Source organism: Streptomyces sp. MMS24-W38 (genome assembly GCF_059889265.1).
The window spans coordinates 6,374,976-6,395,201 of record NZ_JCBCPP010000001.1 but is presented as its reverse complement, the minus strand read 5'-3'; the positions used below and the strand labels follow the sequence as shown (position 1 = coordinate 6,395,201).

1 protein-coding gene is annotated in these 20,226 nt (G+C 75.7%); it reads right to left on the bottom strand.

The window, feature by feature from the left end; all coding sequences use genetic code 11:
* Positions 1-79: 79 nt before the first annotated feature.
* Entirely contained in the window at positions 80-20,224 is a 20,145-nt protein-coding gene (locus AC6F7H_RS27940; RefSeq protein ID WP_500759897.1) for a non-ribosomal peptide synthase/polyketide synthase, read from the bottom strand.
* Between the last annotated feature and the right edge of the window lie 2 nt (positions 20,225-20,226).

Genomic DNA, 20,226 nt, shown 5'->3' with positions numbered 1-20,226 from the left:
CTCTCGGGTCGGACGGGTGGGTGGCGACGGGCTGCTGGTGTGGTGTCGGGCGGTGGGGCGCGGGCCGGGGGGCGGGGCGTCACCGGTTGTTCCGGGCGTAGTGGGCGATGTGGCGCAGGGCCTCGGCGAAGTCGTCCGCGACACGTCGCACGGTGTCCGTGGCGTGGAGGGCGGGCCGGTGGTGCCAGGTGAAGAACAGCCGGCCGCCCTGCACCGCGCCGACGACCTCCAGCGGGTGGGAGCCGCTGTCGCGCGGGTCGTGGTGGCGTCCGAACGACCCGTGCTCGGCGCGCACCAGGCCGTCGCCGGAGTGCTCCGGGCGGGCGTCCCACTGGCCCAGGTAGTTGAAGACGACCTGTCCGTGCGCGGCCCGTCCGAGCCGCTGACGCACCTCGGGCGGGCCGAAGGTGCGCAGCGCACCGAAGCCCAGACCGTTGCCGGGCACGGCGCGCAGCTGGCGGCGCACCGACTTCACCAGGCTCCGCCAGTCCCGGGCGGGGCCGAGGTCTGCGGGTTCGGGCACCTGGAGGGCGACGGGGTGGACGGTGGTGAACCAGCCGACCGTGCGGGAGAGGTCCACGTCGTCGAGGACGTCCTCACGGCCGTGCCCCTCCAGGTCCAGGCGGACCTCCTCGCGGCCGGTCCAGCGGGCCAGGGCCAGGGCGAGGGCGGCGAGCAGCACGTCGTTGACGCGGGTTCGGTAGGCGGTCGGCGCGGCGCGCAGCAGTGCCTCGGTGTCCGCCTCGTCCAGTTCGACGGTGAGCGTGTCGACGACACCCGTCTCCGGCCCGGTCGATGCCTCGGCCGGCAGCGGCTCGGCGTTCACCGCCCTTTCCCAGTAGGGCAGTTCGTCGTCGAGGGCGCCGTCCGCGACGTGCGCGGCGAGGCTTCGGGCCCACTCGCGGAAGGAGGTGGTGCGTTCGCCCAGCGCGACGGTCTCGCCCTGGACGGCCTGCCGGTAGGCGGCCTCCAGGTCGTCGCGCAGGATGCGCCAGGACACGGCGTCCACCACCAGGTGATGGGCGACCAGGAGGAGGAAGGCGGGCCGGCCGGCGTCCCCGGTGAACAGGGCCGCCCGCAGCAGCGGGCCGCGCGCCAGGTCGAATCCGGTGTGCAGGTCGTCGGCGGCCCTCTCCATCGCCGCGTCGGCCTCGGCGGAGGTCAGCCCGCTCAGGTCGTGGCGGTTCAGGAGCCGGTCGCGGTCGGTGTCGGACGGCGGCGGGTTGAACTGGCGCCAGCCGTCCTGGTCCTCGGTGAAGCGCATGCGCAGGGCGTCGTGGTGGTCGAGCAGGGCGTTCAGGGCCGTTTCCAGGGCGGTGGCGTCCGGGGCGGTGCCGAGCTCCAGCAGCAGCGACTGGTTGAAGTGGCTGTGGCCGGCGCGCGGGCTGGTCAGGAACCACTCCTGGATGGGGGTGAGCGGCACGTCTCCGCTCACCGGGCCGTCCCCGGAGTGCTGGGGCGCGCCGGTGACGACGGTGGCCAGCTCGGCGACCGTCTGGTGGGTGAACAGGTCGCGGGTGGCCAGGTGCAGTCCGTCCCGCCGCAGCCGTGACACGACCTGCATGCTGAGGATGGAGTCGCCGCCGAGGTGGAAGAAGTTGTCGTGCGCGCCGACGTCCGCCACGCCGAGGACGTCGGCCCAGATGCGGGCGATACGGCGCTCGGTCTCGGTGCGCGGTGCCGTGGGCGGCCCGGCGGCGGTGTGCGTGGGTCCGGGTTCGGGCAGGGCGCCGCGGTCGGTCTTGCCGTTCGGGGTGAGCGGCAGGCGCTCCAGCGGGACGAACGCCGACGGGACCATGTGCGGCGGGAGCAGCCCGGCGAGGTGGTCGCGCAGCTCCGGCACCGGCAGCTCCTGCGTGGTGCCCTCGGCGGGCACGATGTAGGCCACGAGCCGTCCGCCGGACCGGCCGTCCGGGTCGGTCCCGCCACCGCGTACGGTGACCACCGCCTCGCGCACCCGCGGGCTGCGGCGCAGCGCGCTCTCGATCTCTCCGGGCTCGATGCGGAAGCCGCGCAGCTTCACCTGGTCGTCGGTGCGTCCGGCGAAGCGCAGTTCGCCGGACGCGTCCCAGCGGGCCAGGTCACCGGTGCGGTACATCCGCTCCCCCGGCGCGCCGAACGGGTCGGCGACGAAACGCGAGGCGGTCAGGCCGGGCCGGTTCAGATAGCCGCGGGCCAGTCCGGGTCCGGCCACGTACAGTTCGCCGGTGACGCCGGGCGGGACGGGGCGCAGCGCGGCGTCGAGGACGTGGACGCGGGTGGCGCCGGCCGGGCGACCGATCGGCGGGGCGCCCGTGCCCGGGGCGAGGGGGCCGGTCCAGGTGGCGACGACGGTGGCCTCGGTCGGGCCGTACGAGTTGATCATGCGTCGGCCGGGGGCCCACCGTTCGACGAGGTGGGCCGGGCACGCCTCGGCGCCCACGATGAGGGTGCGCAGGTGCGGCAGGGCGTCGGAGGTCTCGGGGGCGACCGTGGCCAGGGCGGCGGGCGGGATCAGCGTGTGGCTGACGCGCCGCTCGGCGAGGACCTGGGCGAGCCGCTCGCCGACGAGTGGGCCTTCCTCCCCGGTGACGAGGGTGGCTCCGCCGAGCAGGGACACGCACAGCTCCAGCACCGAGGCGTCGAAGCTGGGCGAGGCGAACTGCAGGACCCGGTCGCCGGGGCCCGCGTCGTAGCGGTCGGCGGCGGCCGCGGCGAAGGCGGCCAGGCCGCTGTGGGTCACCGTCACGCCCTTGGGTGTGCCGCTGGAACCGGACGTGTAGATCACGTACGCCGGGTGGGCGACGGTCAGCGCGGCCGTGCGGTCGGCGTCCGTGGGCGCGGTGTCCGGCCCGTCCGCGTCCCGTACGGTGGCGGGGTCGTCCAGGACGAGCCAGGCGTCCGCGTCGCGCAGCATGAACTCCCGCCGCTGCTCGGGGTAGTCCGGGTCGACGGGCAGGAAGGCACCGCCGGCCTTGGCCACGGCGAGCTGGGCCACCACCGTCTCCGTGCTGCGGGGCAGGGCCAGCGCCACGACCCGTTCGGGCCCCACACCCCGGGCGATGAGCCGGTGAGCCAGCCGGTTGGCGGCGCGCTCGACCTGCGCGTACGTCAGCTCGCGGCCGTCGGCGTCGGTCAGGGCCACGGCGTCGGGCGTGCGGGCGGCCTGCTGTTCGAACAGCTCCGGCAGCGTCGCCGCCGGTACCGGGCGGGCGGCGGGGCGTCCCTGGTCGAGGACGGCCTCGAGTGTCTCGCCGGTGGCGAGGGGCAGGGCGCCCAGGGGCCGGTCGGGGTCGTCGGCGACGGCGGTCAGGAGCGTGCCGAGCTGGTCGGCCATCCGCTCGGCGGTGGCCGCGTCGAACAGGTCGGTGTTGTAGGTGAGCAGGCCGTGCAGTTCTCCGGCGGGGGTCTCGGCGAACTCCAGGGTGAGGTCGAACGCCGCGTGCCGCAGGTCCGTGTCGCCCCCGGTGACCTCGATGCCGGGCAGGTCGAGGTCGGCGGCCGGGGCGTTCTGCAGCACCACCATGACCTGGAACAGGGGGGTGCGGCTGGTGTCGCGGACCGGCTGCACCTCGTCCACCACCCGCTCGAACGGCGCCTCCTGATGGGCGAAGGCGTCCAGTACGGTCCCGCGTACCTCGGTGAGGAACTCAGGGAAGGGACGGTCGGGTTCGACGCGCGAGCGCAGGACGAGGGTGTTGACGAAGAACCCGACGAGGTTCTGGGTCTCGGCCCGGTCGCGGCCCGAGGTGACCGTGCCGACGGTGATGTCCCGGCCGCCGGTCAGGCGGGCCAGATAGGTCTGCGCGGCGGCGACCAGCGTGGCGAACAGGGTGGCCTGCCGGTCCCGGCCCACCTGGACGAGGCGGCGGGTCACACCGCGTGGCAGGACGAGGCGCGCGGTGGCGCCGTCGTGGGTGCGCACCGCCGGGCGCGGCCGGTCGGTGGGCAGGTCCAGCGTTTCCAGACCGGCCAGGTGCTCCTTCCAGTACGCGAGGTGTTCGTCCGTGCCGCTGCGGCGCTGCCAGTGGGCGTAGTCGGCGTAACTCACCGGCAGCTGCGGCAGCGGCTTGGCGGCCGCGCCCAGTTCGGCCCGGTAGAAGTGGGCGAGGTCGCCGGTGAGCACTGCGGTGGACCAGCCGTCGGTGACGATGTGGTGCAGGGTCAGCGTCAGGACGTGCTCGTCGTCCGAGAGCCTGATCAGCCCCGCGTGCAGCAGCGGGCCGCGCCGCAGGTCGAACGTGCGGGCACGCTCGGCCTCCAGCAGCTCCTCCAGCCGGGCCACCCGGCCGTTCCCGGCCGTTCCCGACAGGTCGTGCAGCGGCAGCGGCACGTCCGGCGCCGGGTGGACGATCTGCACGCCGTGGCCGTCCACCGTGTCGAAGGTGGTGCGCAGCGCCTCGTGCCGCTCCACCAGGGCGCGCAGGGCCGCGGTGAGAGCGGGCACCTCGAGCCTGCCGCGCAGGCGCAGGGCCAGCGCGGTGACGTACTCGCCGCTGCCCGGCGCGAACTCCTCCAGGAACCACAGGCGTTGCTGGGCGTACGACATCGGGGCGGGCGTGTCACGGGGGACCGGGACGATCGCGGTGGGCGCGGCGTCGCCGGACGGCTCCGCGGTGAGCAGGGCGGCGAGGGCGGCGGGGGTGGGGTGCGTGAACACCGCGCGCGGTGACAGGTCGGTGCCGAACGCCTCGGACAGGCGGGCGGCCAGCCGGATGCTGAGGATGGAGTCGCCGCCCAGCTGGAAGAAGTCGTCCTCCACGCCGGGTTGTTGCACGGAGAGGACCTCCGCGAAGACGTCGGCGGTGCGCCGCTCGGCGTCGGTGCGGGGTACGGTCGGCGCGCCCCGCCGGTCTCCGCCGACGCTTTCCGGCGCCGGAAGCGCGGCCCGGTCGACCTTGCCGTTGCCGCTGAGCGGCAGCGCGGGCAGGGCGACGAACACCGAGGGGACGAGGTAGTCGGGGAGCGAGCGCCGGGCGGACTCCCGCACGGCCGTGAGGTCTTCGGGGCCGACCACGTAGGCCACCAGGCGCCGGCTGCCGGGCCGGTCCTCGTGGGCCACGACCGCCACGTCCGCGACGCCGGGATGCGCCGCGAGGGCCGCCTCCACCTCGCCGGGTTCGACGCGGAAGCCGCGGATCTTCACCTGGTCGTCGGCGCGGCCCAGGAACTCGACCGTGCCGTCGGGGCGGCGGCGGGCCAGGTCGCCGGTGCGGTACATGCGCGTGCCGGGCGGGCCGGCCGGGTCGGCGAGGAAGCGGGCGGCGGTGTCGCCGGGACGGCCCAGGTAGCCGCGGGCCACGCCCTCGCCGGCGAGGTACAGCTCGCCGGCGCAGCCCGGCAGTACGGGTCGCAGACGGCCGTCGAGGACGTGGACCCGCATGTCGTCGAGCGGGTGGCCGATGGGCACGGCGTGGGGGACGGCCGTCGCGTCGGTGAGCGCGAAGGACGTCGCGAACGTCGTCGTCTCGGTGGGGCCGTAGCCGTCCACGACGGTCAGGCCGGGGCAGGCGGACAGCACGCGGCGTACGGCCGCGGCGGGCACCACGTCGCCGCCGGTCCACACCTGGCGCAGGCCGGCGAAGCAGCCCGGCGCGTCCTGCGCCAGCAGCCGGAAGAGGCCGGCGGTCAGCCACAGCGCGCTCAGGCCGCCGTCGCGGACCAGGTGCCGCAGCAGTGCCGCGTCCATGGGCCGAGGCGGTGCCACGACCACGCAACCGCCGGTGAGCAGGGGCGCCCACACCTCGAAGGTGGCGGCGTCGAAGGCCACCGGGGAGTGCAGCAGCACCCGGTCGCACACCCCTCCGGCGAAGCGGCTGTCGGTGGCGAGGGCGGCCACGTCGCGGTGCCGCACCGCGACCGCCTTGGGCTCGCCGGTCGACCCGGAGGTGAACATCACGTACGCCAGCCGGTCGGCGTCCGCGGGAACGGCCGCGGGTGCGCCCGGCACGGGGGTGCGTGCGGCGACGACGTCCGCGGCGGTCAGCTCGGCCGTCGCGCCCGCCCGCTCGATCAGCGTGCGGCGCCGCTCCCCGGGGGCACGGGCGTCCACCGGTACGTAGGCGCCGCCCGCCTTGAGGACGGCGAGCTGGGCGACGACGAGCTCGGCGCAGCGGTCCATCAGCAGCGCCACCCGGCCCTCCGCCCGCAGGCCGCCGGCGAGGAGCCGGGACGCCACGGCGTCGGACCAGTCGTCGAGGCTGCGGTACGTCAACTCCGTGTCGCCGTCGCGCAGGGCGGGCGCGTCGGGGGTGCGGCGGGCCTGCTCGGCGAACAGCTCGACGGGGCTGCGCGGCGCCGTCCGCCGGGCGGTGGCGTTCCACCGCTCCAGCAGGGCGCGGTCGTCCTCGGTCAGCAGCTCGAGACCGGTCACCTCCGCGTCGGCCTCGATGCCGTCGGCGAGCGCGGTCAGGACGACCACGAGCCCGGCCGCGAGGCGTTCGGCCGTGTGCGCGTCGAACAGGCCGGCGTCGTAGGCGAGGTCGATGCCGAGCCGGTCGCCGAGGTGGGCGCGCAGGCACAGCGGGAAGGTCGGCGCGTCCTCGGCCCGCACCTCCTCGACGTGCACGCCCGTCCGGGCCGTGGCGGACTCGTCGACGGGGTAGTTCTCGAACACCACCATGCTGTCGAACAGCGCCTCGCCCGCCGGGACCTCGCTCAGCGCCTGGATGCGGGGCAGCGCGAGGAAGTCGAAGCGCCGGGCGTCGCTCTGCCGCTCCTGCACGCCCCGCAGCCAGGACGCCGCTCCCCCGCCCGTGACGCGGATCCGGGTGGGCACGGTGTTGATGAACATGCCGATCATCGCCTCCACACCCGGCAGTTCGGCCGGACGCCCGGAGACGGTCGTGCCGAACACGACGTCGTCGCGTCCGCCGTGGCGGGCCAGCAGCAGCGCCCAGGCGCCCTCGATCACGGTGTTCACCGTCAGCCCGGCCCGTGCCGCCGTCTCCCGCAGCCGCGTCGAGACCCGCTCGTCCAGCTGCCGGTGCACCGTGGCGGCGGCGCGGGCGCGGTGTGCCTCGGCCGGTGTGCGGTCGTACGGCAGCGGGGTGCGGGCCGGGAAGCCGGCGAGGGTGCCGGCCCAGTACGTCTCGGCCGCCTCCTCGGCCGAGGCGTGCTGGTCCCGCAGCCAGCGCAGGAAGTCGGAGAACGGGCGCCTCATCGGCGCGGGGGCTTCGCGGCCGCCGGTGAGCGCTGCGTAGCGCTCGCACACCTCGGTGAGCAGCTGCCCGGCGCTCCAGCCGTCCAGGATCAGGTGGTGGGAGGACCACAGCAGCCAGATCTCGTCGCCGGGCAACGCGGCCAGGGTGATGCGGGTGAGGGGTGCGGTGGTGAGGTCCATGCCCGCCGTGCGGTCGGCGACCAGCAGTTCCTCGGTCTCCCCCTCTCGTTGCCCGGGCGTCAGGTGCCGCCAGTCCAGGTGGGTGACGGGCAACTCCACGTGGTGGTGGACGACCTGGACCGGGTGTGGCAGGCCCTGCCAGTGGACGCTGGTGCGCAGGGCCTCGGTGCGGTCGGCGACCTGCTGCCACGCGACGGCGAAGGCCCGCGGGTCGGCCACCCCGGACAGCCGTACGGCCGTCCGGTCGAAGTAGGCGCCCGCCGTGTCCACCAGGCCGTGGAAGAGCATCCCGCTCTGCAGGGGCGTCAGCGGCAGGACGTCCGCCACGTGCCGGCCGTCGCCCACCAGGCGGTCCAGCTCGCTCTGGCCGAGCCCGGCGAGCGGGAAGTCCGACGGGGTGCGGCCGCCCGCGTCCGGGTGCGTGCAGTGGGCCGCGATGTCGCGCAGCGCCGCGCACATCCCGTCGGCGAGCCCGCGGACGGTGGACTCGTCGTAGACGGCCGGTGGATAGGTCCAGCCGAGCTCGAGCCTGCCGCCTTGGACCACGCCCGTGATGTCCAGCAGGTAGGGGCGGGGTGCGTCGGGGTCGGTGTCGGAGCCGGCCGGGGGCAGGACGGTGCCGTAGAGGCCGCTCCGGTCGCCGTCGGCGTCCCACTGGCCGTGGTAGTTGAAGCCGACCTGGGGCATCGGGGCGGCGGCCAGTGGGCTGTCGGGCAGCAGGTAGCGCAGCGCGCCGTGGCTCAGACCGTGCAGGGGCACCGCGCGCAGTTGCTCCTTCACCGAGCGCAGGGTGTCGTGCCAGCCGGCGTCGGGGGCGACCCTCAGCGCGAGGGGGAACTCGGCGGTGAACCAGCCGACCGTCCTGGAGAGGTCCACGTCGTCGAAGAGGTCCTCGCGGCCGTGGCCCTCCACGCCGACCAGTACGGTGTCGCGCCCGCACCAGCGGGCCAGGGTGCGGCCGAGGGCACTGAGCAGGACGTCGTTGACCTGGGTGCGGTAGACCTCCGGGACCCGGCGCAGCAGGGCCTCGGTCGTCTCCGGCTCCAGCAGTACGGTGACCGTGGCGGCGGTGCCGTGGGTGTTGGGGCCGGGCCTGCCCGCGGGCAGGCCGGCGGGGGTCGCTGCGGTGCGCTCCCAGTGGGCGAGGTCGCCGTCCAGGGCGCCGGAACGGGTGTGCGCCTGGAGCCGGACCGCCCAGTGCCCGTACGCGGTGGTGGCCGGGGGCAGGTCGACGGGCCGTCCGTCCGCGGCCGAGCGGTGGGCTGTCTCCAGGTCGGCCAGCAGGATCCGCCAGGAGACGCCGTCGACGACCAGGTGGTGGACGGTGAGCAGAAGGCGCGCGGGCAGGTCCGGGCCGCGGTCGAAGAGCAGGACGCGCACCACCCGGCCCTCGGCCGGGTCGAGGGACGCCCGGGCCGCGTCCGCCGCGCGCCGCACCTCGGCCTCCAGCGCGGGGCCGTCCAGGCCGGTCACGTCGTGGTGGGTGAGGATGCCGTCCGGGACGTCCGGCAGGACTTCCTGGCGCCGGCCGTCCTCGGTGCGGCGGAAGCGGGCGCGCAGGGCCGGATGGTGGCGGACGAGGACGTCAACGGCGGGGCGCAGGGCGGACCGATCGGTTCCGGGGGCCAGTTCGAGGTGCTGCGACATGGTGAAGCGCAGCGGGTCGTCGGGGCGGCGGCCGTCGAGGTACCAGCGCTGGATGGGCGTGAGCGGTGCCTCGGCGGGCCAGGCCGCGTCCGCCGTCGCGGGGACCGCCCCGGTGACGCGGAGGGCGAGTTCGGCGACGGTCTGGTGACGGAAGACGTCCTTGGTGGTCAGCGCCAGTCCGGCCCGGCGGGCCCGGGAGACGATCTGGATGCTGAGGATGGAGTCGCCGCCGAGCGCGAAGAAGTTGTCCCGCGCGCCCACCCGTTCCAGCCGCAGGACGTCCGCCCAGATCTTGGCCAGCGTCTCCTCGTTGCCGGGGAGCGGTGCCACGTACGTCGTGGCGGGGTCCGGTTGCGCGGGCGGGGCGGGCAGGGCGCGCCGGTCGGTCTTGCCGCTGCTGGTGCGCGGTATCCGCGCCAGCGGGACGAACGCCGTCGGCACCATGTGGTCCGGCAGGGTGCGCCGGAGCGCGAGGCGCAGTTCGTCGGCGGTCGGGACGGCGTCCTGGGCGGGCACCAGGTGGGCCACGAGCATGAGCCGGCCCGCGTGCTCGCGTGCCGTCACGACGGCCTCGGACACGTCCGGGTGGGCGAGCAGCGCGGCCTCGACCTCGCCGGGTTCGATGCGGAACCCGCGGATCTTGATCTGCTCGTCGGCGCGGCCCAGGAACTCCAGCAGCCCTGGTGCCTCGGCAGGCGGCGTTAGCCCGTCAAGGAGCGGCGTCCGGTGCGTGCTCTCGGTGTGCCGGCCGGAAGTCCTCGTACTGGATGTACTCGGGCTTTCGGCCGGTGCGGCGAAGGGGGTACCTCCCTGCTCGGGCAAAGCCGAGAGCTCGGGGGCGCGTGCCGGGCGTCGCGACGGGGCGGACGTCGCCTGCCGAGGCACTACCCAGCGGGCGCGGTCGCCGGTGCGGTACATCCGCTCCCCGGGCGCGCCGAACGGGTCGGCGAGGAAACGCGACGCGGTCAGGCCGGGGCGGCCCAGGTAGCCGCGGGCCACCTGGGCGCCGGCGAGGTACAGCTCGCCGGGCACGCCGGGCGGCACCGGGCGCAGGGCGCCGTCGAGGACGTAGGCGCGCAGGTTGTGGCCGGGGCGCCCGATGACCGGTCGGTCCGGGTGCTCGGCGCAGCGCCCGTACGTGGCGTCGACGGTGCACTCGGTGGGTCCGTACATGTTGTACGCGGTGACGCCGAGGCCGGCGGCGGCGCACAGCTCCCGCCAGGTGTCGGGGCCCGTCGCCTCACCGCCGACCAGCAGGACGCGCGGGTGGTGGCGGCCGGGTGCGAGGAGTCCGGCGGCGGTGAGTTCGCGCAGGAAGGACGGGGTGACGTTCACCAGGTCCAGGCGGCGTTCGGTGACTTGGGCGCAGAACGCGTCCGGGTCCAGGCGCACGTCCTCGTCGACGAGGTGGACCTCCTGCCCGAGGGCGAGCAGCAGCGGCCCCTCCCAGGAGGTGTCGAAGGAGAACGAGGCACTCAGCGCGGCGCGCAGCCGGCGCCCGTCCGCGGTGTGCGGTGCGACGAGCCCTTCGCGGTGGTCGTGGCAGAGGTTGACCAGGTGGCGGTGTTCGACGACGACGCCCTTGGGGCGGCCGGTGGAGCCGGAGGTGTAGACGATGTAGGCGGCGTGGTCCGGGCGCAGCGGGGCCGGGCGGTCGCGGTCGGTGGGGTCGTGGGCGGGCAGCCGGTCCCACGGCACCTCGCGCAGTGTGCCGGCGGTCAGCACGGTGTGCGGGGCCGCGTCCGCGAGGAGGCGGGCGACGCGTTCCTCGGGCAGGTCGGGGTCGAGGCAGAGGAGGACGCCGCCCGCCTTGACGACGGCGAGCACCGCCACCAGCAGGTCGGAGGTGCGCGGCAGCCGTACGGCGACCACCCGCTCGGGGGCGACGCCCTGGGCCACGAGGTGGTGGGCGAGCCGGTTGGCGCGCTCGTTGAGGGCGGCGAAGTCGAGCGTGGCGTCCCGTGCCACCAGGGCGGTGACGTGCGGGGTGCGGGCGGCCTGCGCCTCGAACAGGGCGGGGAAAGTGGTTTCGGGAACCGCGCGCCGCGGCCCCTGCCAGTCCTGGAGCACCCGGCGCCGCTCGACCGCGGTCATCAGCTCCAGCGTCCGCACGTCCCGGTCGGGGTCCTGCGCCGCGGCCTCCAGCAGCAGCCGCAGACGGGCGGCCAGGCGCCGGACGGTGTCCTCGTCGAACAGGCCGGTGTCGTACTCCAGGTGGCCGGTGACGCCGCCGTCGCCCTCCACGAAGTCGAAGGCCAGGTCGAACGTGGCGTGCCGGACCGGCGGCATGACCGGCTCGACGTCCAGGTCCAGGAGCGCGGGAGCCTCGGCGCCCAGGTTGTGCAGGGCGACCATGACCTGGAACAGGGGGGTGCGACTGGTGTCCCGCTCGGGCTGGAGGGCGTCCACCAGCCGCTCGAAGGGCACGTCCTGGTGGGCGAACGCCTCCAGGACGGTGCCGCGCACCTGCTTCAGCAGCGCGCGGAACGACGTGCCGGGGCGCACCCGGTTGCGCAGCACCAGCGTGTTCACGAACATGCCGACCACGTCGTGCAGCTCGGGGCGCTCACGGCCCGCGGCGACGGTGCCGACGGCGAAGTCGTCCTGGTCGGCCCAGCGGGACAGCAGGGCCGTGCAGGCGGTCAGCAGCGTCATGTACAGGGTGGCGTCGGCCTCCCGGCCCCGCTCGCGCAGCCGGTCGGTCAGCTCGGCGGGCAGGGTGAAGGTCACCAGCGCGCCGTCCCGGGTCCGTACGGCGGGACGCGGCCGGTCGGTCGGCAGCTCCAGCGGGGGCACCGCGTCCAGCGTCTCGCGCCAGTGGGCGAGTTGGTGCTCGACGCGGTCGGCGCGGGCGCGCTGCCAGGCGGCGTGGTCGGCGTACCGGACGGGCAGCGCGGGCAGCCGGGGGCGGCGGTCCTCGTGTGCCGCCGCGTACAGCTCGCCCAGGTCCCGGCCGAGGACCCCGAGCGACCAGCCGTCGGTGACGATGTGGTGGACGGCGAGTACGAGAACGTGCTCGCCGTGCTCGCCGGCGGCCAGGCGGGCCAGCCGGGCGCGCAGCAGCGGCCCGGCCGCCAGGTCGAAGGGTGTGGCGGCCTCGCGCTCCAGCAGCGCGTCCAGCGCCGCCCGCGCGTCCGGGGCCGTGGTGAGGTCGTCCACGGGCAGGTCGACCCGGTACGACGGGTTCACCGACTGCCGTGCCTGTCCGTCCTGTTCGGTGAACGTGGTGCGCAGCGCCTCGTGCCGGGCGACCATGCCGTCCAGCGCGGTGCGCAGGGCGCTTGCGTCGAGCGGTCCGCGCAGGCGGAGCACGGACAGCGTCGTGTACTCGGTGCTGCCGGGCTCGAACCGGTCGAGGAACCACAGGCGTTGCTGGGCGTACGACAGCGGCGCCGGGGTCTGCGGGGCGGTCGCCGGTATCGCGTCGGCCTGCGGGGCCGACGCGTCGTCGGCCGGTTCGCCGAGCTCGGCGGCCAGGGCGGCCACCGTGGGACGGGTGAACAGCAGCCTCGGGGAGACCTCGGGACCGAACGCGGCGCGCAGCCGGGCGGTGACGCGGACGGCGAGGATGGAGTCGCCGCCGAGCGCGAAGAAGTCGTCGCCGGCGTTCACCTCCTCGACTCCCAGCACGTCCGCCCAGGCGGCGGCGACCAGCCGTTCGGCGGGCGTGCGCGGCGGTGTCCGGTCGGTGCCGGTGGCGTAGCCGTCCGGTCCCGGCGCGGGCAGCGCGCGCCGGTCGAGCTTGCCGTTGACGGTGAGCGGCAGCGCGTCCATCGGCACATGGGCGGCGGGCACCATGTGGGCGGGCAGCAGGCGCTCCAGGTGGGCGCGCAGCTCGGCCGCCGCGGGGGCCTCGCCGCCGGAGCCGACGACGTGCGCCACGAGCCGGCGGCTGCCGGAGGCGTCCTCGAACACGCCGACCGCGGCCTCGGCGACGCCGGGGTGGGTGTGCAGGGCCGCCTCGATCTCGCCGGGTTCGATGCGGTAGCCGCGGATCTTCACCTGGGCGTCCGCGCGGCCCAGGTACTCCAGGGTGCCGTCGGCCCGCCACTTCGCCCGGTCGCCCGTGCGGTACATGCGGCTGCCGGCCTGCCCGAAGGGGTCGGCCAGGAAGCGGGCGGCGGTGAGGCCGGGGCGGCCCAGGTAGCCGCGGGCCAGGCCCTCGCCCGCCACGTGGAGTTCGCCGATGGCGCCGGGCGGCACGGGCGCCAGGTCCGCGTCGAGCACGTACACCCGCAGGTCCTCGATGGCCGTGCCGATGGGGCCGGCGGGGCCGTCCGCGTCGGTGGCGGGGGCGAGCGGGGCGTGGGTAACGTGCACGGTGGTCTCGGTGATGCCGTACATGTTGACCAGCCGCGGGGAGGAGGCCGGGTGGCGCGTCCACCAGTCGGCGAGCCGGCCGACGTCCAGGGCTTCGCCACCGAAGATCACCGTGCGCAGCGCGAGGCGGGCGCCGGTCTCGGGGTGTTCGGCGTCCGCGCGGATCAGCGGGTAGAACGCGGACGGCGTCTGGTTGAGGACGGTGACCTGCTCGTCCGCCAGCAGGCGCAGGAAGTCCTCCGGGGAGCGGGCGGTCTCGTCGGGCACGACCACGAGCCGGCCGCCGTGCAGCAGCGGGCCCCACAGCTCCCACACGGAGAAGTCGAACGCGTAGGAGTGGAACATCGTCCACACGTCGGCCGCGCCGAAGTCGAACCAGTGGCTCGTGCGGGTGAACAGCCGCACCACGTTGGCGTGCGGGATCACCACGCCCTTGGGGCGGCCGGTGGAGCCGGAGGTGTGGATGGCGTAGGCGGGGCTCTCCGGCAGCGGGCGGCGGCCCGGGGCGGGGCCGGTGACCGGGCGGCGGGCGAGGTCGGCCTCGACGTCCGGGTCGTCGAGGAGGAGGACGGGCACGTCGGTGCCGTCGGCCCGTGCCGCCGTGCCGGTCGTGGTCACCAGCGTCACCGGGGCGGCGTCGGCGAGGAGGTGGCCGATGCGTTCGGCGGGCGAGGCCGGGTCGATCGGCAGGTAGGCCGCGCCGGTCTTCAGCACGGCGAGGATCGCGACGACCTGGTCGCAGGAGCGGGGCAGCGCGAGGGCGACGAACCGCTCGGGCGCGGCGCCGAGTTCGGCGAGCCGGTGGGCGAGCCGGCCGGCGCGGGCGTCGAGCGTCGCGTAGTCCAGGTGCTCGGCTCGGCAGGTGACGGCGACGGCGCCGGGCGTGCGGGCGGCCTGCGCCTCGAACAGGTCCACCAGGGTCTGAGCGGGGCGGCCCCGTTCGGTGCCGTTCCAGTCGGTGAGCATCCGCCGCCGTTCCCCGGCCGTCGGCCGGGCCAGGGTGCGCAGCGGCCGATCGGGGCCGTCGGCCAGCTCCGTGAGCAGCAGGCACAGCCGGTCGGCGAGCGAGCGGACGGTCGCCGCGTCGAACAGGGCGGGATCGTAGGCGAGGTCGAAGCCGAGGCGTTCGCCGTGGTGGGCGCGCAGGACGAGCGGGTAGTTGGTGGCGTCGCGGGAGGTCACCTCGGCCAGGCGCACCCCGGAGCCGGCCGTGCGGGCCTCGTCGAAGGGGTAGTTCTCGAAGGCGACCATGCTGTGGAAGAGCGGGCTGCCGGACGGCACGTCGCTCAGCTGGGTCAGCTCGGCCAGCGACACGGCCGCGAACCGCCTCGACTCGGCCTGGGCGTCCTGCAGTTCCCGCAGCCACGCGTCGGCCCTGCGCCCGGCGTCGACGCGTATTCGGGTGGGCACGGTGTTGATGAACATGCCCACCATCGACTCGACGCCGGGCAGGTCGTCGGGCCGGCCGGAGACGGTGGTGCCGAACACCACGTCGTCCTCGGCGCCGTACCGGGCCAGCAGCAGTGCCCAGGCGCCCTGCACGACCGTGTTGAGGGTGAGTCCGGCGTCGCGTGCGGTGCGCACCAGCCGGGCCGACGCCTCGTCGTTCAGGCCGGCCGTGTGCACGTCCGCGGAGCGGGCCAGGTGGGCCTCGCGCAGGGGACGGTCGGCGGGCAGCGGGGTGGGGGTGGTGAAGCCGGCGAGGACCTCCTGCCAGTGCGCGCGGGCGGCGTCGGGGTCCTGCTCGGCGAGTCGGCGCACGTAGTCGCCGAAGGGACGCCGTACCGGCGGCCGGGACTCGGCGCCGACGGTGAGTGCCGCGTACTCCTCGCACACCTCGGTCAGCACCTGGGCCAGGCTCCAGCCGTCCAGGATCAGGTGGTGGGAGGTCCACAGCAGGCGCAGTCGCGCGTCGGGCAGCCGGACCAGGGTCAGCCGCATCAGCGGCGCGGCGGCGAGGTCGATGCCGCGGGCCAGGTCGTCCGCCCGCAGCCGGATGAGGCGCTCGGCCCGCTCCGGCTCGCCCAGGCCGCGCCAGTCGAGGTGGGTCACCGGCACCCGCACGTCCCGGTGGACGACCTGGAGGGGCACCGGGACGTCCTCCCAGACCACGCGGGTGCGCAGGGCGGGCGTCCGCTCGGCGACGCGCTGCCAGGCCGCGGCGAAGGCGTGCGGGTCGGCGACGCCGTCCAGCAGGAGCGCCGCCTGGTCGACGTAGACGTCCTCGGGGCCGCCGACCAGCCGGTGGAAGAGCATGCCCTCCTGCAGCGGGGTCAGCGGCAGTACGTCCTCCACGTCCCGCCCGTCGCCGACCAGCCGGTCCAGGCGGTCCTGGTCGAGGCGGGCCAGCGGGAAGTCGGACGGGGTGCGGCCGCCCGCGTCGGGGCGGGCGCAGTGATCGGCGATGGCGGCGAGCGCGCGGGTCATGCCGTCGGCGAGGGTGCGGACGGTGCCCTCGTCGTGCGCCTGGTCGCTGTAGTGCCAGGTGATCTCCAGCTCGCCGCCGGCGACCACGGCGGAGATGTCCAGCAGGTGGGCCGGCGGCTCGTCGGCGGCGATGTCACGGCCGGGTGCCTCGCCCGCCGGGGCGAAGTCCCGCCCGTCGCCGGCCTCCCACTGGCCGTGGTAGTTGAAGCAGACCTGCGGCAGCGGCAGATCCCGCAGTGCGCGGGCGGCCGGGTCGGGCGAGCCGAGGCGGGCCAGGGCCTCGTAGCCGAGGCCGTGCCGGGGTACGGCTCGCAGGCGCTCCTTCACCGTCTTGAGGGTCGCGCCCCAGTCGGGCGCGTCGGACGGTCCGGCGGGCCCCAGGGTGACGGGGTACTGGGTGGTGAACCAGCCCACCGTGCGGGACAGGTCCAGCGTGTCGTCCTCGCGGCCGTGGCCCTCCAGGGCGACGGTCACCCGCTCGGTGCCCGTCCAGTCGGCGAGGACCCGGCTCAGCGCGCTGAGCAGCACGTCGTTGACCTGCGTGCGGTAGACGGCGGGCACCTGGCGCAGGAGGGCCTCGGTGGTGGCGCGGTCCACACGGGTGCGGAGGGTGCGGACCGAGCCGGCGAGCGGGGTGCCGGGGCGGTCCACGGGCAGCGGGGTACGGGGTTCGGCGGCCTCGGCCGTCCAGTGCGGCAGGTCGGCGTCGAGGTCACCGGCACGTACCCGGCGGGACAGGTGCGCGGCCCAGTCGGCGAACGGCGTGGAGACGGGCTCCAGTTGGGGCGGGTCGCCCTGGGCCGCCTGCCGGTAGGCCTGTGCGAGGTCGGCGAGGAGGATGCGCCAGGAGACGCTGTCCACCGCCAAGTGGTGAACGGTGAGGAACAGTTGGGGACGCCCGCCGGGACAGGACAGCAGGGCGGCGCGCAGCAGGGTGCCGGTTTCCGGGTCGAGGGCGGCGCGGGCGGCCTCGGCGGCCTCCTCGCGGGCGGCCGTCGCGTCGGCGGCGCGGGAGAGGTCGTGGCGGGTGAGCAGGCCGGTGGCCGGACCGTCGCCGGGGTGCTGGCGCCAGGTGTCCCCCGAGCGGGCGAAGCGGGTGCGCAGCGCGGGGTGGTGGGCGACCAGTGCCTCCAGGGCGCGCTCCAGGGACCGCTCGTCCAGGTCGTGCGGCAGGTCCAGCAGCATCGACATGCTGAAGTGCCGCAGCGGGCCGTGCGTGGCGAAGAACCACTCCTGGACCGGCGTCAGCGGCGCCGGGCCCTCCTCGCGCGGCCGCCGGGGCGCGGGCACGTCGGCGGTGCGCGGGGACGCGGCGGCGGCGAGGTCGGCGACGGTCTGGTGGCGGAAGACGTCCCGCGAGGTCAGGTGCAGGCCCGCCGCGCGGGCGCGGGAGACGGCCTGGATGCTGAGGATGGAGTCGCCGCCCAGCTCGAAGAAGTTGTCCGTCACGCCGACCCGGCGTGCGCCCAGCACCTCGGCCCAGATGCGGGCGAGGGTCTCCTCCTCGGGAGTGCGCGGGGCGACGAACTCCTTGTCGCGTTCGCCGCCGTCGAGGTCGGGGGCGGGCAGGGCACGCCGGTCGACCTTGCCGCTGACGGTCATCGGCAGGGCGTCGAGCACGGTGAAGGAGGACGGCACCATGTGGTCGGGCAGCACGCGCCGGCAGGCCGCCCGCACGTCGGCCACGGTGAGCCGCGCGTCGCGGCCCGCGGGTACGAGGTAGGCGGCGAGCCGGGTGTGGCCGTGCGGGTCGGTGACGGCGACGACCGCGGCGGCGGCGACCTCGGGCCGGTCCGTCAGCGCGGCCTCGACCTCGCCGGGCTCGATGCGGTGGCCGCGCACCTTGACCTGGTCGTCGGCCCGCCCCAGGTGGTCCAGGCGTCCGTCGGCGGTCCAGCGGGCCAGGTCACCGGTGCGGTACATGCGGGCGCCGGGCGGTCCGAACGGGTCGGGCAGGAACCGTGCGGCGGTGAGCCCCGGCCGGCCCGCGTAGCCGCGCGCCAGTTGCACGCCGGCCAGATACAGCTCGCCGCCGACTCCGGGCGGCACGGGCCGCAGCCGGTCGTCGAGGACGTAGGCGCGCACATTGGCGAGTGGCCTGCCGACGGTCGGACGGCCGTCGCCCTCGATGCGGCAGGCCAGGGCGTCGACCGTGCACTCGGTCGGCCCGTAGAAGTTGTACGCGGCCACGTCCCGCAGCTCGGCCAGCTCCCGCCACAGGCGGGGCCCGACGGCCTCGCCGCCGAGCATCAGCACCCGGGGGTGGTGGCGCGGGTCGGTGAGCAGTCCGGCGGGCAGCAGTTGACGCAGGTGGGTGGGGGTCAGGTCGAGGAAGTCGATGCGGTGCTCGACGACGTACTCGACCAGCGCGGCGGCGTCCAGCCGGGTCGTCTCGTCGACCAGGTGCAGCGGGTGGCCGTCGGCCATCAGCAGCACGCCCTCCAGTGAGGTGTCGAAGGAGAACGACGCCGTCAGCGCCACCCGCAGCGGCCCGCCGCCCGCCTCGGCGACGAAGCCCTCGCGATGGCCCGCCAGGAGGTTCGCCAGAGACCGGTGCGCCACGGCCACGCCCTTGGGGCGGCCGGTGGAACCGGAGGTGTGGATGACGTAGGCACTGGTGTCGGGGTGCGGTGGGGCGAGCCGGTCGGCAGCCGTGTCAGGGGCCGTGTCGGGGACTTCCCGCAGCGCGGCCTCGTCCAGGACGAGCGCCGGCCGCGCGTCGTCCAGCAGGAACCGCACCCGGTCCTTCGGCAGCGCGGGATCCAGGGGCAGATAGCCGGCGCCGGCCTTCCAGACGGCGAGGACGGCCACGATCATGTCGGCGGTGCGCGGCAGTCTGAGGGCGACCAGCCGCTCGGGGCCCGCGCCACGCGCGATCAGGTGACGGGCCAGACGGTCGGCTCGCGCGTCGAGCGTCGCGTAGTCCAGGCGTACGTCCCCCGCGACCAGGGCGGTGGCGTGCGGGGTGCGGGCGGCCTGCCGCGCGAACAGCTCGGGCACGGTCTCCTCGGGCACGGGCCGCGCGGTCGCGTTCCAGTCCCGCGTCACCTGCCGCGTCTGCCGGGGCGAGAGCAGGGGCAGGGCACCGAGCGGCCGGTCCGGTTCGGCGGCGGCGCCGTCCAGTGTGCGCAGCAGCTGGTCCGCCATGCGCTCGGCGGTGGCCGCGTCGAACAGGTCGGTGCGGTACTCCAGCAGGCCGGTCAGCCCGTCCCCGTCCGGGACGAACTCCACGCTCAGGTCGAACGTGGCGGCCCGCCGGGGCACGGCGACCGGGGCGGTGGCCAGGCCGTGCGGGTCGGGTGCGGCGGGCGGCGCGGGGTGCAGCAGGACCATCACGTCGAACAGGGGGTTGCGGCCCGCCTCCCGGGTCGCGCCGACGGCCTCCACCAGCCGCTCGAACGGCGTGTCGCCGTGCGCGAAGGCACCGTTGACGGTGTCCGCGGCAGCGGCGAGCAGATCGCGGAAGGAGCCGCCGGTCTCGACGCGGGTGCGCAGCACGACGGTGTTGACGAAGAACCCGACGGACCGTTCCAGGTCGGTGCGCCCGCGTCCGGGGGTCAGCGAGCCGACGGTGATGTCGTCCTGCCCGGACCAGCGGGCCAGCAGGGCCTGGCAGGCGGCGACCAGGGCGGTGAACAGCGTGGTGTGCTGCTCGGCCGCGAGGTGCTTCAGCCGGGCCGCGGTGGCCGCGGGCACGGTGAAGGTGTGCACCGCGCCCGCGCCGGACTCCTCGCCGCGGCGCGGCCGGTCCAGCAGCAGCTCGGGCGCCACCGTACCGGACAACTGCTCCTTCCAATAAGCCAGTTGACGCTCCAGCCGGACCCCGGACAGCTGCTCGCGCTGCCAGACGGCGAAGTCCGGGTACTGCGTGGCCACCGGCGGCAGCGCGGGCCGTACGCCCCGGGCGAGGGCGTCGTAGGCGGCGCACAGCTCCTCCAGCAGCACGCCCATCGACCAGCCGTCGGTGACGATGTGATGGGCCGTCAGCAGCAGGACGTGCGCGTCGCGCGACTCCCGCAGCAGCAGGGCGCGCAGCAGCGGCCCGGTCCGCAGGTCGAAGGGGCGCTCGTACTCGGCCTGCAGCAGCGCGTCCAGGTCCGCCGGCCCGTCGCCGGAAGCCGTCAGGTCCCGGACGGGCAGCGGGAGCGGCCCGGCGGGGTGCACGGTCTGCGCGGGTGTGCCGTCGGTCTCCTGGAACGTGGTGCGCAGCGCCTCGTGCCGCCCCACCGCGTGCTCCAGCGCGCCGGACAGGGCGGTGTGGTCGAGGGTTCCGGTCAGGCGCAGCGCGACGGCGCTGTTGTAGCGCGGGTCGCCGGGGCGCAGCCGGTCCAGGAACCACAGGCGCTGCTGGGCGAAGGACAGGGGCAGCGGCCGGCTGCGGTCCGCCCGCCCGATGGTCTGCCGGGCGGCGCCGGGGGTTTCGGCGGCCCGTCCGGCGAGCCGGCGGCGGAGCACTTCCTGGAGGTCCTGGGGCAGGGCCTCGGCGCGGTTTCGCTTCGAAGACGTCATGG

Coding starts and splice junctions, on each gene's coding strand:
- AC6F7H_RS27940 (WP_500759897.1), bottom strand. CDS start 20,224: ATGACGTCTTCGAAGCGAAACCGCGCCGAGGCCCTGCCCCAGGACCTC.